The following is a 15,765-nucleotide window of genomic DNA, read 5'->3' as shown; positions in this document are numbered from 1 at the left end:
AGGCGCCTGCCTGATACCATCCCAGACCCCAACCGGACCAATGCCAATGCCGCTCGACATCGTCGTCGTGATGGATCCGATCGGATCGATCAAGATCGCCAAGGACTCGACCTTTGCGATGCTGCTCGAAGCCCAGCGCCGGGGTCACCGGCTGCTTTACGTGGTACCCGGAGGCCTTTCGGTACGTGATGGTGCCGCACGGGCGCTCGTCTCGCCGCTCCGTGTCATGGAAGACGCGGGCCGATGGTTCGAACTCGAACCCGCGTCACACATTGCTCTCGGCCGCGGTCACGTCGTGCTGATGCGCAAGGACCCGCCGGTCGACAGCGAATACATCCACGACACGCAGATACTCGGCCTTGCGCAGCAGGCCGGAGCATTGGTGGTTAACGACCCGCAGGGATTGCGCGACTACAACGAGAAACTGGCCGCGCTGCTGTTCCCGCAATGCTGCCCCCCGACGCTGGTGAGCCGCGACGCGGCCGACCTCAAGAAGTTCGTCGCCGAGCACGGCCAGGCGGTACTCAAGCCGCTCGACGGCATGGGCGGCCGCTCGATCTTCCGCGCCTCGCACGGCGACATGAACCTCAACGTGATCCTCGAGACGTTGACCCTGGGCGGACAGCATCTGGCCATGGCCCAGCGCTACCTGCCCGAGATCACCGGCGGCGACAAGCGCATCCTGCTGGTCGATGGCGAGCCGGTCGATTACTGCCTGGCGCGTATCCCGCAGGGTGATGAATTCCGCGGCAACCTCGCGGTCGGCGGGCGTGGAGAAGGCCGCCCGCTGACCGAGCGCGACCGCTGGATCGCAGCGCAGGTTGGCCCGGAGATGAAGCGGCGCGGCATGGTGTTCGTCGGACTGGACGTAATCGGCGATTACCTGACCGAGGTCAATGTCACCAGCCCGACCTGCATTCGCGAACTCGACGCACAGTTCGGGCTCAACATTGCCGGCACACTGCTGGATGCGATCGACGCACGCTGCCGCTAACGTCCGGGCCCACCCGCGGGCCGGCGTGGACGGCCTTCCCCCGGTGACTGTCACGCCATGAACGCACCCGTGCCCACCGCTGCTGGCGGTGGCATCGACGAAAACCAGCGCCTCGGCGCGACGATGGTGCTGTCCGTGCTCGTGCACGGACTGGTGCTGCTCGGCATTGGTTTCACGCTCGAGGATTCGGCGCCGCTGCGACCGACGCTGGACGTGATCCTGACCGAGACCACGACGCCGCTGACGCCGAAGCAGGCCGACTTTCTCGCCCAGGCGAATCATCAGGGCGGTGGCGAGCACGAGCGCAGCCTGCGCCCGCGCGATACCCAGACCGGTCCGGTCGCAAAGGACGAGGCCGGCGTAGCGCCGCGGCAGTTGCAGGCACAGTCGCCTACCGCGCAACCCGCGCCGCAGGTCCGCGTCGTCACCAGCCCGCGTGGCGAACAGGCCGTGGCCGAGGAGCAACGCTCACCCGAGCCTGTCGACACACCACTGCCGGCGGGCCCCGAGCGCATCGAGCGCGACATGGAAATGGCGCGGCTCGCCGCCGAGATCCACCTGCGCTCAGAACGCTACGCCAAACGGCCGAAGCGCAAGTTCGTATCAGCAAGCACGCAGGAATATGCGTGGGCCGGCTACCTGCGGGACTGGGTGGACCGCGTCGAGCGCGTAGGCAACCTCAACTATCCCGACGAGGCCCGGCGCCGTCGCCTCAAGGGCCAGGTGGTGATCAGCGTGGCGATTCGCCGCGACGGCTCGGTTGAGCGCGCCGACATCGTGCAGTCCAGCGGCGTCGCGCTGCTCGATGCATCGGCACTGCGCATCGCCAAGCTCGCCGAGCCGTACGCACCGCTGCCGAAGACCGATGAAGACCCGGACGTGCTGCACGTCACCCGGACCTGGCAGTTCCTGCCAGGCGGGACGCTCGTCGACAGCTAGCCGCGGCGCCCGCCTGGAACTGGAACCGCGCACTGCTTACATACCTGCGAGCGCCTTGTCGGGCGCCTGTGTGTCGCCGGCCGTGGTGAACATGAGCTTCTCGGTGTACGGCGCGGGCTTGCCTTCCATCAGCGCCTTGATCTGTTCGCCATACATCTTGCGAGCCTCTTCGACCGATCGCTTGCCGCTCGCGACTTCATCGGCGAGGTTCAACGCGAGAATGTTCGCGGGCTCCTTGTCGCAGCGAGCCGAGATCTCGCCCGCGGTGCGTGCGAGCACGACGCTGCCGTCGAACATCGCCAGCTCGTCATACTTCGACGGCGGAGCCTTGTAGTCGGTCCACTGCTGCAGGACGTCCATGTGCGGCATCGGGAACTGGTGCGGAACCGCTTCGCGATACACGGCGGTGCGCTTCCACGGACCGGCCTCGTTCCACAGCACCATGTCGGCAGTGACCGCGGCCGGCGGGCCGTACTTCTCGCTCATCGCCTGGATCGCCTTGCGGGAGGGCTCCGGCCAGCCTTCGGTCATCTTCTGCACCTGGGCGGCATTCATTTGGCCCTGCATCATCTTGTGATCGTTCTGGGCCATGCCGCCTTGCTTCATCATGCCGTGGCCCATGCCCTGGTGATCCATGCCCTGACGGTTCATCCCGTCATGCGCCGTGGCGCTCTTCCCGGCGTGGTCGTTGCGGGCCTTGCTCTGATCGCCCGCATGGCTGGCTTGTTTCTTGTCGGATTTCGACTTATCCGCGGCTTGAGCCTGGTTGGTCTGCATGCCCTGTTTCTGCATGCGCGTCTGGTCAGCCGTGCTACTCGACTGGGCGAACACCGGCGTGACCAGCAGGGCCGCGAACAGCGTGGCCGTCGTGAGCTGGGTAAGCATGGGTTTCTCCTCGTTTAGGTAGGTGGGCCGCGTCGCCGTCCACGTGGACAGCCACGCGACTTTCCGACCCTAGGCCCCGCTGCAGTAACCCGAGGTGACCACGCACACGCCTTGTTTCGTAGCTCTAACGCTGCAATCGTCGAGTCAGACGTTCAACGGTTGAGGCGAGCTGCGCGCTGCTGCTCGAGCGTCAGAGCCACGTTGTTGCGCAGATAGGCGGGCTCGACGTGTTCCGGCGCGAGCGCTTTTCCACTAGCGAAATCGATCGACGCAAGCAGCGCGACATCGGCTGCATGCGGCAGGGCCATCGGATCGATCGCAACCAGTGCGGACTCGAGCCTGCGACTCAATACACCGTCCAGTGCGGCGAAACCCGTGCCCACACCGCTCCACTCGCCGACGCGTCCGGGCATCTTGAAATCAGCAGGCGGACCCAACCATTCATCGCCGATCGCACGCATGCCCTCGCCATCAGGTGCGAACATGCCGACGTAGGTTTCGCTCATGCGTGCGTCGATTGCAGCGACCACGTGCGCGCCGCCGCTCGTGCCTCCCCTACCCTGCATCGCCAGAGCAGCAAGTGTGGAGACCGGCACGACCGGCCGATCGAGCGCAAGCGCGATGCCCTGCGCAAGCGCGATCGCGAGCCGCACACCAGTGAACGCACCCGGGCCACGGCCCACTGCAATCGCATCGATCTGCGAACGCTTCACGCCCGCCTCGTCCAGCAGCGTTGTGGTCCAGGGCAGCGCAACTTCCGCGTGGCGGCGCGGCGCCAGCTCGAAGCGCTCCCGCACTTCGCCGTCCAGCCACAGGGCGACCGAACAGGCTTCGGTCGAGGTTTCGAATGCGAGCAGCTTCATCGGTATCAGGTGGCCGGGATCGAAAGCATCAGAACATCGCCTCGACCGAGGGCTCGGCCGGGACGCTGGAGAAAAAGCGCTGCACGTCCTCGAGCGCACGCGTGCGTGGCATCGGCGGCAACGACTGCATGAACACCGCGCCGTAGCTCTTCGTCGACAGGCGCGGGTCGCAGAGCACGAGCACGCCGCGGTCGTGCTCGGAGCGGATCAATCGACCCGCGCCCTGCTTGAGCGCGATGACCGCCTGCGGCAGCTGCTCGTCGCGAAACGGGTTGCCGCCGTTTCGGCGAATCGCATCCAGCCGCGCGTCGAACACCGGATCATCCGGCGCCGCGAACGGCAGCTTGTCGATGATGACAACGCTCAGCGCATCGCCGGCGACATCGACGCCCTCGCGGAAGCTCGCCGCGCCGAGCAGGACGCCATTGCCCGACGCACGGAACCGCTCGAGCAGCACCGGCCGCGGCGCTTCGCCCTGCACGAACAGCGGCCACGGACCCTCGCGCAGCAGTTGCGCCGCTTCGCGCAGCGCGCGGTGCGAGGCGAACAGGATGAATGCGCGACCGCCGGACGCATCGAGCACCGGGCGCACCGCGTCGATCACGCGCGTCGTGTAATCGGGCGAAGCCGGATCGGGCAGCCCACGCGGCTGGTAGCACACCGCTTGGCGCGGCCAGTCGAACGGGCTGGGCGCAAGCAGCGTTACGGGCGCGTGCTCGCCCTTGAGGTGCAGGCCGAGCTTGCTCGCGTAGTGCTCGAACCGTCCGCTAATCGCGAGCGTGGCCGAGGTGAACACCCAGGCCGCGTGCGAACGGGCGCGGTGACGCGCGAGTGGGCCGGCCACGTCCAGCGGTGTGCGGCTGAGCCGGAAGCCGCGTGCGCTCAGCTCGTACCAGAGGACGCTGTCGTCCGCATGCGGATTGCCCTTTTCGTCCCCGGACGGGACCTCATCGTCAGCACTCGACTCAGGCTCGACTGGCAACTCATCGCGCTGCAGGCCAGCGAGTAGCGCGCCGGCCGCTACGGGAAGCTGCGCGCCCTGCCCGTCCAGCACCGAGGCGTCTTCGAACGCGTCGGTGTCGAGCGCATCCAGCAAAGGCATCGAGTGGTCCGACGTGCCCCGCCAGCGCTGCAGGCGCAGTTCGAATTCCTTTGCGCGCGCGGTGCAGCTCTCGAAACCCGGGGCAACCATGTGCAGCGGCAGCAGCGCTTCATGCAACCTGCGCAACGCGCCGGTAAGCACATCGAGCGCGTCCTCGACCGAGTCGAGTTCGCTGGCGCGGCGACGCGTGCCGCGCACCGGCAGCTCATCCATCGCGTTGCGCAGTCCGCGTACCGCATGCTCCAGCTCACGTGCCGGATCCTGCAGCACTGCGAGCGCACCGGGCTGGTCCTTGCACTCGGCGACGGCATCACGCGCCAGCTCGACCAACGGCCGCGCGCTCAGCGCTTCGCCGAAGAACTGCGCGGCGAGGTCCGGCAGCTGGTGTGCTTCGTCCACGACGAACGCCTGCGCACCGGGCAGGATCTCGCCGAAGCCTTCCTGCTTGAGTGCAAGGTCGGCCAGCAGCAGGTGGTGGTTCACGACGACCACGTCCGCGGCCTGCGCACGCTGCCGTGCCTGCACGACGAAACATTCGGAAAAGAACGGGCATTCACTGCCGAGGCAGTTCTCCGCCGTGCTCGTCACCATCGCGATCAGTGGCGAGTCTTCGGGCAGTGCGTCCAGCTCGGCAAGATCGCCCATGCGCGTGCGCCCGGACCAGGCGACGATGCGCTGGAACTGCGATGCGAGTTCGCGCGAAGTAAACCGCGGCTCGCCTTCGGCCTGGCGCATGCGGTAATGACACAGGTAGTTCGCGCGCCCCTTGAGCAGGGCCGACTTCAGACCGGTGCCGAGCGCGTCGCGCACGCGTGGCAGGTCACGGTGGTAGAGCTGATCCTGCAGCGCACGCGTTCCGGTGGAGATGATCGTCTTCTTGCCCGACAGCAGCGCGGGCACGAGGTACGCGAACGTCTTGCCGGTGCCCGTGCCGGCCTCGGCGATCAATGTGCCCTGCGTGTCGAATGCTTCACCGATCGCGGCCGCCAGGTCCTGCTGCGCCGGGCGCGGTGCAAACGCGGCAATGTTTCGCGCAAGGTCGCCGCCTTCGACGAGCGCGTCGCGGCTGGCCTGCGCGAGTCGCCCGAGCACGTCAGTACCGCGCAGGCGCGGCGACGGTGCAGGCTTCGCGCTCGCGACGCGCGGCGTCGACGCGGGATTGCAGTCCGGCTGATTCGGCGGCATCCGCACCGGCAAGCTGCGCCTGGGCAACCTGCTCAAGGAGCGTCCAGTGCCTGCGGCACAGCGGCCCGACCTGCGTGCCGATCTCGATCGCACGCCGCGAGAAACGCTCGGCGGCATCGAAGTCGCCAACGAGCACTGCCGCTTCGGCGCGTTCCTGCAGCACGGTCGGATCCGCCCCATGCCTTTCCAGGGCTTCGTCGAGCAGCGCCGCCGCCTGCGGGTAGTCGCCCTGGGCCTGCAGCGCCTGCGCGCGCTCGCGAAGGTCTTCCACCGCGCCTTCGCGCAGCGGCCGCACTTCGAGTTCGTCATCACTGGCGACCCCGGCAGCGCGGATTGTCTCGACCATCTCGACGCGTGTCGCAGCGCCGGGCGGCTCGGTCAGGTCGGGTGCGGCGGGCTGCGTCGCACAGCCGGCGAGCAGCATGATGATGCAGAGCCCGTTCGCGCTATGAGTTTTCACTCTCGTTCCTCCTCGGTGGCGGGAGCATCGTTGCGATCCAGCCCGAACCACTCACGCCAGCCGCCCGACCCTTCGCTTTCATCCTCGTATACCGGCTGCGATGCCGGACACGGCGTGTAGGACGGTGCAAAGCCCGCCACGAATGGAAGCCGTCGCGCGCCGGCGCACTCGGGGTCGGTCGTGTTCGATCCGATCACCCATTGCCAGTCCAGCCCTTCATCGCCGACCTGCAACGGCGCGCTCGGCAGTCGCGAGAACATCGCCGACCAGATCCGCATCGCCCCGGTCGCGCCGTACAGGCCTGTGGTTTCGTTCTGGTCGTTGCCGACCCAGACGACGGCCAGATAGTCGCCGGTCCAGCCCGCGAACCAGCTGTCGCGGCCGTCGTTGCTGGTGCCGGTCTTGCCGGCCGGAGACAACCGGCCCAGACCATCACCGACGAGCTGCCGTCCGGTGCCGTTCGTGACCGCCTGCTGCAGGCCGACCGTAATCAGGCGTGCGGCGATCGCGTCGCCCTCCTGCGCCGGCGCGGGGGTCTTGTCGTAGCGCTTCAGCGCCCGGCCTTCGGAATCGAGTACGCCGCGCACCGCATGCAGCGGCTGGATTTCGCCGCCCGACGCCACGAACTGGTACAGCTGCGCCATCGCGTACGGGCTCTGGTCGGTCCCGCCCAGAATCAACGACGGGTGCGGCCGTGCGTCGATACCAGCCAGCGTACGCAGCAGGTCGGCGATCCGGGCCGGGCCGACCTGCATGCCGACGCGCACCATTGACTGGTTGTACGACTGCGCGAGCGCATCGACCAGCCGCACGCTGCCGTGGCTGCGGCCGTCGGAGTTTTTCGGCGCCCAGGTCTTGCCGTCGCCCAGCTTGACCTGCACCGCCGAATCGTCGACCCAGGTCGCCAGCGAGAATTTCTGCGGTTCGGCCAAGGCAAGCAGGTACACGAAGGGCTTGAGCAGCGAGCCGACCGGACGCTGCGCTTCGATCGCCCGGTTGAACCCGTGCGTGTCGAAGTCCTTGCCGCCGACCACGGCGCGCACGCCGCCGTCCTCGACATCGGTTACCACGACCGCCGCCTGCAGCGGGGCGCGGCGTTTTCCGAGACTCTTGAGCGTGCGGGTCACCCCGCCCTCGGCATACGCCTGCGCCGACGGAGACATGCTGCTCATCACGCGCAGGCCGGCGCCGGCCAGCTCGTTGGCCGGATAGTCGCGTGCAAGCTGGCGGCGAACGAGATCGACGAATGCGGGGAACCGGTTCGCGGCGACGTGGCCGGGCGTCTTGGTCACGCCGAGCGGTGCGTCGAGCGCGCGCTTGTACTCGGCGTCGTCGATCAGGCCGGCCTCGTGCATCTCGCCCAACGCGATCGCCCGCCGCTCACGTGCCGCCTCGGGGCGCCGTCGAGGGTCATAGGCCGATGGGCCCTTCACGATGCCGACCAGCAGCGCGATCTGCTCGGTCGACAGGTCCTTGAGATCGCGACCGAACCAGAACTCGGCACCCGCAGCGACACCGTGGATCGCCTGTGCGCCGCGCTGGCCGAGGTAAACCTGGTTGAGGTACGCCTCGAGGATCGTGCGCTTGTCGTAGCGCGCCTCCATCAGCAGCGCGTAGAGGATTTCCTTTCCCTTGCGTGTGAGCGTCTGCTCGCGCCCGATCCCGAGCAGACCGCTGCGCGCGAGCTGCTGGGTCAGCGTACTCGCGCCCTGGCGGGTCTCGCCGGAACGCAGGTTCACGAACGCGGCGCGCACCATGCCGGTAAGGTCGATGCCGATGTGGCTGTTGAAGTCGCGGTCCTCGACGGCCTGCAGGCCGGTGACCAGCAGCTCGGGCACCTCGTCGATGCGCACCAGCCGGCGCTCTTCCTGCTGCTGGCCGTACAGCGTGGCGATGCGTGCCGGGTCCAGCCGCGCGGCCTTCACCGATTCCCGGCGCGCGGCGTCGCGCACCGACACCACGCGACCACCACCGAGCACGACCTCGATCCGGCGCGGTTTCACGACGCCGTCGACATCGTGAAAGCCGCGGCTGGAAATCCGCCAGCGGTTGCCACTGCGTTCGTACGACCCTTCACGACGCCCGTCGCCTTCCCGGTAGCCCGCGGCGTCGAGCTCGGTCTTCAGGGTCCTCGCATCTATCGCCAGACCGGGCGAAAGCTGCAGTGGACGCGCGAACACACGCGTCGGCACCTGCCAGCGCAACTGCCCGAAACGCTCGCCGACCTCGTGATTGAGGTAGAGCGTGTACGGAATCAGAAAGCCCAGGCCCAGCCCGATGACCGCCAGGGCCCAGGTCGCAAGCCGCCGGAGCCAGGGTGCGGAGGTGTCGTCGGCGGACGCGTCGGCGTCTTCGTCGTAATCGATTCGGGCCACGTGATGAGACAATTGTCGGGCTGCGCCCGCGTCGACGGGAGTCTAGCGCAGCCGGCCCGGGCGTCCGCACGGGCGTTAACGACTCATCGGAGTTCCTTCAGCATGGCAATGGACTGGGCCGAGATCCGGTTCCTGATCGACCGCGGCAGCGGCTTGCTCCAGCGCGGGCTGGTCAGCCTTCGCACGCGCGGGGCCCGGGCCACGTGGGAGCGCGTCGCGCGCCAGCTCCGTCCGGTGCCGCCGACCCAGCGACCGACGCTCTATCTGCCAGCCGCCGCGCAATTCGCGCCGTTTTCAGTACCTGCAGCAGCGGCGCCGCGCGCGAGCATCGTTATTCCCGTCTACAACCATTTCGCACATACGCTGCAATGCCTTCGCGCGCTCGCCGAGCATCCGCCGCAGGCTGCGATCGAGATCATCGTCGTCGATGACGGCTCCAGTGATGAAACCACGGCCTCCCTGCCGCTTGTCGAAGGTGTGCGCTACCACCGCCGCTCGGAGAACGGCGGCTTCATTTCTGCGTGCAACGATGGCGCCTCGCTGGCACGAGGCGAATATCTCGTTTTTCTCAACAACGACACTGTGCCTCAGCCGGGCTGGCTGGACGCCCTGCTGGGCACGTTCGAATCGTACCCAGACGCGGGGCTTGTCGGAGCACAACTGGTGTATCCCGATGGCCGACTGCAGGAAGCAGGAGGCATCGTTTTCGCGGACGGCAGTGGCTGGAACTACGGGCGCTTCGACTCACCCGATGACCCTCGTTACTCATTCGTGCGCGCAGCGGATTACTGCTCCGGTGCCGCGATTGCGCTCAGGCGGGAGCTGTTTCTATCACTTGGAGGCTTCGACCGCCGCTACGCACCCGCGTATTACGAGGACACCGATTTAGCGTTTGCGGTGCGCGCTTCAGGCCGCTCCGTGCTGTATCAGCCGGCCGCTCGCGTCGTGCACGACGAAGGGACGACGTCGGGAACCGACATCAACCAAGGCCCCAAGGCGTACCAGGAGCGCAACCGGAGCATCTTCGCCGAGAAGTGGGCGAAGGATCTGGCTCGACAGCCACCACCGGGGCCAGCGGACAGCGCGGTTCTGCGCGGCAATTGCCATCCATGCGTGCTGATCGTTGACGCTCTGACTCCACAACCGGATCGAGACTCCGGCTCGCTGAGGCTGCTCAATCTCATGCGGCTTCTACGGGACGAGGGCGCGCATGTAGTCTTTATGCCCGCCAACCGCACTCACTCGGGCTCGGATACGAAAACGCTCCAAGATCTCGGAGTCGAGACGTGGTACGCCCCGTTTGCTGCGCGCGCGCCTGCTTGGCTGAAGCGTCATGGAGAGCGGTTCGACGCGGTGCTCGTCTGCCGCCATTACGTTTTGCGTGAGTTCCTGCCCCTCTTGCGCCGGCACGCACCGCGCGCGCGCGTCGTGTTCGATACCGTCGATCTTCATTACCTGCGCGAAAAGCGTGGCGCAGAACTCGCGGGCGACACAGCGTTGATGCGGGCGGCCGAACGCACGCGCCGGCTTGAACTGGACCTGATCGCCCGAGCCGATGCCACGCTCGTGGTAAGCGAGGTCGAACGATCACTGCTTGCGACCGACGCACCAGGTGCTTCGGTGGACGTCCTGTCGAATCTGCACCGCGTTTCGGGCCGCGGCCAGAGCTTCGAAGCGCGTGCCGACCTCGTGTTCGTTGGCGGTTTCAGGCATCCGCCCAATGTGGACGCCGTAGTCTGGTTCGTGCGCGAGGTGTTCCCGCGCGTGCGCACGCAATTGCCCCATGCCCGCTTTCACTGCATAGGCAGCGACCCGCCGCCTTCGGTCACAGCTCTGGCTTCCCAGCCGGGGGTCATCGTGCATGGCCACGTCCCGGATATAGACCCGTACATGGACGGCGGCCGAATCGCCGTCGCACCTCTGCGCTACGGCGCGGGGGTGAAAGGCAAGGTCAACCTGAGCATGGCGCATGGCCAGCCAGTGGTGGCTACGCCGTGCGCGGTCGAAGGCATGCACCTCGTGCACGGTCGTGACGTGCTGGTTGCAGATGATCCACAGAGCTTCGCTGACGCCGTGGTCCGCGCCTATACCGACGAGACGTTATGGAACACTCTCGCCGAGCACGGACTGCGCAATGTCGAGCAGCACTTCTCGCTCGATGCCGGTCGGGAGGTGGTACGGCGGGTACTGCTGCGCCGTGACTGATTGTTCGGCAGCCACTCCACGGCTGCTTACCGGGCGCCCGCCATAGCGGTTTGAAGCCGCTGGGCGAACTCGTCGAGCCCTCCGGCCGTCGAGTCAAGCTCACGTGCCGAGGCGAGCGCAGCCTGTGCGGCATCGAACTCTCCTGCGCCAAGACGTTCGTTCCCGACTGCCAACCATCGCTGGGCAAGCCGGCGCCTGCCCTCTGCGGCGTCGCGCTCTCCGCCCAACGCCTGCCATGCGTCCAGGCAGTGTCGCGCCCGCCCGAGACGATTCGACCTCAGCTCCGCTTCGAAGCACGCGCGTGCTGCGGGCAACAGGCGGGCAATGGCGCGCTGGACGCGTGGGTCTTGGGGAGCGATCGCACGCGCGGCGCGTAGCCGGTCGAATGCACTCTCGCCCGGTGGCGTGATCAGGTCACCTTTCGCCTCTGCACCCTGCGCTTCGCGCAGTAACATCTCGAGCTGCCGCCGCTCCCCGGCCGACAACGCACCCGCGTTCAGCCGCGCCCGCGCGGCCTGCGCGCGCTCCAGGCGCACCTGAGCCGCCGCCACGGCCGGGGCATCAGGGGCAATCGTACGGGCGCGCTCCAATGCTGCGCGCGCAGGGCCGAACCGGAAGTCGGCGGCGAGAAGTTCGCCGCGTCGCGCAAAAGCATGAGCCACCGACAAGCGGCCACGGACGGCGTCCGTGTCCTCGGGCCGGATCGCGACCACCGTGTCGTATTCGCGCAGCGCACGCTCGAGGCGGCCGCGCCGCAGTTCCCGGTCGCCACTGCGCCGATGCGCATCCAGCCGCGCAGTCAGCGCCGCCAATGCCGACGGCAGCTCGACGTGGCCTGGATCGGCCGCCTGTACGCGGGTCAGCGTCGCTGCCGCTTCGCGCACCCGGCCTTCGCCGAGCGCCCGACGCGCCTGGCCGAGAAGGTCGGCAAGCGTGTCCTCACGACCTTCGAGCGCCTCGACATTGCCCGGCTCGAGCGCCAGCACCCGCTGATAGAGCGCGAGCGCACTGTCATCGCCCCCTTCCAGCCGACCATTGCTACGCGCCTCCGCAGCGGCTCGCAGCATCCGATCGATACCGGCCAACGCCGCCTCGCGCTTGCGGAGCGCCTCGGCGACTGCAGAAACGGCAGCGCGCGGGGTCTCGAGTTCGCGCGCGAGCGCCAGCGCGTGGTGCGCGTCGCGGTACCGCTGCTCGGCGAGCGCGCGGCGTGCCTGCTCGAGCGCTGCCTGACCGACGCGTGCAAGGTCACTGTGGATGTCCACCCGGTCCGGATCGAGCGCAAGTGCTGCTTCGTAGAGCTCGCGCGCGCCGCGACCATCTGGCGAGGTCAGGCGCCCCTGCGCCAGTGCAAGCGCGGCATCCTCGCGCAACTGCTGGATGCGGGTGTCGGGCCACAGCCAGTCGGACAGGGGCCTGCGAAATCCGAGCAGCCCTGCCATCAGCGCCAGCACGAGCAGCGCGGCCCACGCCAGGTGACGTCGCGTCGCCAGCCGGCCGAGCACTGCGTTTCGCCAGGGCGCACCGGAAAGGATCGTCCGGTCAAACTGGCGCGGGCGACGGTCGGGGCGGGGCTGAAAAGGCCTGCGTATCACCGCCGCAGCATAACGTCTCGCCCGTCGGGCGACGTCAGTAGCGCTGCACCTGCTCCACGCCCGGCAGCGCACCGAGCTTGCCGAGCACGGCCGCCAGCTGGCCGAAATCGCCTACGCGCAGCCGCAGACGCAGCCTGACGCGCGCACCGTCGCGCTCGTGCGTGCTCTGGATGCTGCCGACGTGCGCGTCGGCCTGGGCGATCACGTTCGTGACCTCCTTCAGCAGCCACTTGCGGTCGACCGCGAGCAGTTCCACGTCGACGTCGTAATGACGTCCGCGACGCCCCCACTCGACCGGCAGGATCCGCTGAGGCTGCGCGCTTGCAAGACGCGTCAACGCAGCGCAGTCCGGCCGGTGCACCGTGACACCGCGGCCGCGGGTGAGGTAGCCGACGATCGGCTCGCCGGGCAGCGGCTGGCAGCAGCGGGCGAGCTGGACGAGCAGGTTGCCGACCCCTTCGACAGTGAAGTCATCGGACTGCACCACCCGCCGTGCCGGAAGCGCGGTCGGCACTTCATCGGCCGGCGAGCCAGCCGCACGCTCGTGCTCGAGCAGCACGCGTCCGATCTGGTGTGGCCCGAGGTCCCCAAGCGCGACATGCACGTAGAGGTCGGCGTCGCTCGCCATGTGGAAACGTTCGCGCGCCGGTGCGAGGTCGGCGCCGAGTAGGCCAAGCCGTCGCAGTTCCTTGTCGAGCAGTTCACGACCGGCCTGTTCGTTGCGCGTGCGGTCGAGCTTGTGGAACCAGGTGCGCACCTTTTCGCGCGAACGGCTGCTCGCAAGGAAGCCGTTCGACGCCACCAGCCAGTCACGGCGAGGCTCACCGGTCTTCGCGGTCAGGATTTCGACCCGGTCGCCGCTGTGCAGCTTGTGATCGAGCGGCACGATGCGGCCGTCGACCTTCGCTCCGCGGCAGCGGTGCCCGACCTCGGTATGCACGTGGTAGGCGAAATCCAGCGGTGTCGCCCCATGCGGCAGGTCGACGACCTCGCCTTTCGGCGTCAGCACATACACCCGATCTTCGGCGAGCTCGGTATCGAATTCGCCGGCAAGCGCTTCGCCACCATCACGCTCGCCGTCCGATTGCGCGTCGAGCAGCCGACGCATCCAAGCGATTTTCCGGTCGAACGCGGCGTCGGCCGCGTGGCTGCCGCCTTCCTTGTATTTCCAGTGCGCGGCTACGCCGAGCTCGGCCTGCCGATGCATCTCGCGCGTGCGGATCTGCACCTCGAGCGTCTTGCCCTCGGGTCCGATCACCGCCGTATGCAGTGAGCGGTAATCGTTGCGCTTGGGCCTCGCGATGTAATCGTCGAACTCGCTCGGGATCGGCGTCCAGGTCGCGTGCACGACACCGAGCGCCGCATAGCAGGCGCCGAGGTCTTCGACCAGCACCCGCACCGCGCGCAGATCGTAGAGCTCGCCGATCGGCACGCCTTTGCGCTGCATCTTCTTCCAGATGCTGTAGATGTGCTTCGGTCGGCCGGCCACGTCGGCGTGTAGGCCCTGCGCCTCCAGCGCGTCGTGCAGCGTGTGCTTCACCGCTTCGATGTAACGCTCGCGGTCTACGCGCTTTTCATCGAGCAGGCGCGCGATCTGCTGATACGTGGCAGGCTCGAGGAAGCGGAACGCGAGGTCCTCGAGCTCCCACTTCAGCTGCCAGATGCCAAGCCGGTTCGCGAGAGGCGCATGGATATCGCGCGTGAGCATCGCAAGCGCCCGGCGCTCCCCCTCCGGCAGCGTCGGCGCATGACGCAAGCGGCCGAGCTGGTGCGCGAGGAGGATCGGGACCACACGCAGGTCGCGCACGATCGCCAGCAGCAGCCGGCGCAACCCTTCACCACGCTTGCTGCTGCCATGCTCGCGGTGCAGCGCCCAGACCTGCTCCGCCGCGCGCTGCCCCTCGAGCAACGCCGTGACCCCGGGACGCTCTCGCTCGAACTTCGGACCCAACGCCTCGAGCAGCTCCGGCCAGATGTGCAGGACCGCCGCGACGATGGAGTCGGGGTCGGCGTCCAGTCGACGGAGCGCTCCGACTGTCTCGTCCAGAACCGTGGCCACCAGAGGGTCGGGCGGCGCGGCGCCGCTTGCGGCGTCGCGCAACCACTCAGCGAGAGGCGCCGGCAGGTTGCTCATTGCCAGGCAGCGGAGCGGAATTCCGACGGATGCATCGGCCCGTGAGGGTTCGTGACTTGGACCGGTCGGCATGGCAGTCATCGGGGCGCACAGGGAGGTACGTTTGGACCTCTACACTAGCGTCGCAATGAATCTTCGGGCAGTGACGTGCGGCATACCCGGCGGGTGATGGGCAGACAGCGCGCTTTGACGAGCGTCGCCGGGCCCTAAGCTCGACATCGGCGATCGGTGGAACGCTTCCTGTTCGTGAGACACCGGCCGGATGTAATGCTCCGAGCAGTACGAAGGGCAACATGCCGTCATTGATGAGCGTCAGAAATGCTGGCCCGAGCAGCATGACCTCACGGCGGACCGAACTAGACGCGGCCCAGCGCGTTCGACATGGTCGGCAGGCCGTGGCTCCGCCACGGGCGGAACACCACGGCTCTGCACTTCAGCTGGCGATCACGGAGCGCTAATTCCCCCCCGTTACGTCCTGCAACCGGTTTTGCCCCTTCTCCGTGAACGCGCGGCCCGCTTCCTTGTGATTCTTCAGCGACTCGTCGCTACGGCAGACGCGCTTGGTCCTGCGAGTACCCAGCACTTTTTCGGTCCTGCAGACGAGGCGGTCCGACGCTCTTTCGGGATCCGGCGCTGCAGTGTTCGCATCGGCAGTTTCCTGCGGCGCTGCACTACCGGCGACGTCAGATGACGCCGCGGTCGCAGCGTGCGAAAACACCGAAACGCTCAACAACGTTCCCAATGCAACCGGGATGATCAGCTTCATATCTACTTCTCCTTGTAGTGACTGCGGCAAGCTGTGGACAGCAGGCAAACGCTACACCAAGGCACGCGGCATGCGAAGTGCAACGGTTCTGACTGAAGCGCTCATCCGGCAGGTGCGTGTTGCGCATCGGGTAACCACGTCCAACGGGCGTGACGCGCAGGATGAACGTTCGCCTCCGCTGGAGCGCGTTTCTGGTCTCACGCGATGGGCCCTGAAACCGGGCGCTCTCCGCAGCAGTTCCTTGATCTCTCCCAGAGTCAGG

Annotated in this window: 11 protein-coding genes; 3 read left to right on the top strand and 8 right to left on the bottom strand. The window is 67.6% G+C overall.

All coding sequences use genetic code 11. The features are described from left to right. Positions 1-46 precede the first annotated feature (46 nt). Together gshB and ACFFGH_RS04730 are read left to right on the top strand one after the other, a co-directional pair. Positions 47-994, top strand: coding sequence for a glutathione synthase (gshB, locus tag ACFFGH_RS04735; RefSeq protein ID WP_386665284.1), 948 nt, complete (start codon positions 47-49; stop codon positions 992-994). 69 nt (positions 995-1,063) lie between these two features. Next, positions 1,064-1,933 (top strand): energy transducer TonB, encoded by an 870-nt coding sequence (locus ACFFGH_RS04730; protein ID WP_386667365.1) that lies wholly within the window; start codon positions 1,064-1,066, stop codon positions 1,931-1,933. Between the two features lie 36 nt (positions 1,934-1,969). Here ACFFGH_RS04730 and ACFFGH_RS04725 read toward each other — a convergent pair whose 3' ends face one another. From ACFFGH_RS04725 to mrcB, 5 genes are all read right to left on the bottom strand, one after another. Then, positions 1,970-2,818: a hypothetical protein gene (locus ACFFGH_RS04725; RefSeq protein ID WP_386665283.1), complete on the bottom strand. Its 849-nt coding sequence runs from the start codon at positions 2,816-2,818 to the stop codon at positions 1,970-1,972. A 152-nt stretch (positions 2,819-2,970) separates the two neighbouring features. Next, complete coding sequence (gene tsaB / locus ACFFGH_RS04720) at positions 2,971-3,681, bottom strand: tRNA (adenosine(37)-N6)-threonylcarbamoyltransferase complex dimerization subunit type 1 TsaB (RefSeq protein ID WP_386665280.1); 711 nt, start codon at positions 3,679-3,681, stop codon at positions 2,971-2,973. Positions 3,682-3,709: 28 nt separating this feature from the next. Beyond that, the gene (locus ACFFGH_RS04715; protein WP_386665278.1) at positions 3,710-5,875 is read right to left on the bottom strand and encodes an ATP-dependent DNA helicase; all 2,166 of its coding nucleotides are present in this window, start codon (positions 5,873-5,875) and stop codon (positions 3,710-3,712) included. 1 nt (position 5,876) lies between these two features. Beyond that, positions 5,877-6,392 carry a tetratricopeptide repeat protein gene (locus ACFFGH_RS04710; protein WP_386665275.1) on the bottom strand — a complete coding sequence of 172 codons (516 nt, stop codon included), beginning with the start codon at positions 6,390-6,392 and terminating at the stop codon, positions 5,877-5,879. 32 nt (positions 6,393-6,424) lie between these two features. Further along, positions 6,425-8,803: a penicillin-binding protein 1B gene (gene mrcB / locus ACFFGH_RS04705; RefSeq protein WP_386665272.1), complete on the bottom strand. Its 2,379-nt coding sequence runs from the start codon at positions 8,801-8,803 to the stop codon at positions 6,425-6,427. Positions 8,804-8,905: 102 nt separating this feature from the next. On the opposite strand from mrcB, the gene ACFFGH_RS04700 reads away from it, so the two are divergent. Continuing rightward, complete coding sequence (locus ACFFGH_RS04700; protein WP_386665270.1) at positions 8,906-11,008, top strand: glycosyltransferase; 2,103 nt, start codon at positions 8,906-8,908, stop codon at positions 11,006-11,008. A 26-nt stretch (positions 11,009-11,034) separates the two neighbouring features. Here ACFFGH_RS04700 and ACFFGH_RS04695 read toward each other — a convergent pair whose 3' ends face one another. From ACFFGH_RS04695 to ACFFGH_RS04685, 3 genes are all read right to left on the bottom strand, one after another. Next, on the bottom strand, positions 11,035-12,675 hold the full coding sequence (locus ACFFGH_RS04695; RefSeq protein WP_386665267.1) for a hypothetical protein: 1,641 nt from the start codon (positions 12,673-12,675) through the stop codon (positions 11,035-11,037). After that, positions 12,638-14,737 carry a RelA/SpoT family protein gene (locus tag ACFFGH_RS04690; protein WP_386665265.1) on the bottom strand — a complete coding sequence of 700 codons (2,100 nt, stop codon included), beginning with the start codon at positions 14,735-14,737 and terminating at the stop codon, positions 12,638-12,640. Before ACFFGH_RS04690 ends, ACFFGH_RS04695 begins: the two co-directional genes overlap by 38 nt. A gap of 454 nt (positions 14,738-15,191) precedes the next feature. Next, positions 15,192-15,503, bottom strand: a complete 312-nt coding sequence (locus ACFFGH_RS04685; RefSeq protein WP_386665263.1) for a hypothetical protein — start codon at positions 15,501-15,503, stop codon at positions 15,192-15,194. Positions 15,504-15,765 lie beyond the last annotated feature (262 nt).

The sequence above is a fragment of the Lysobacter korlensis genome (genome assembly GCF_042434515.1).
Note: the sequence above shows the minus strand (reverse complement) of the source record. Positions and strands in the feature narration are given on the sequence as shown.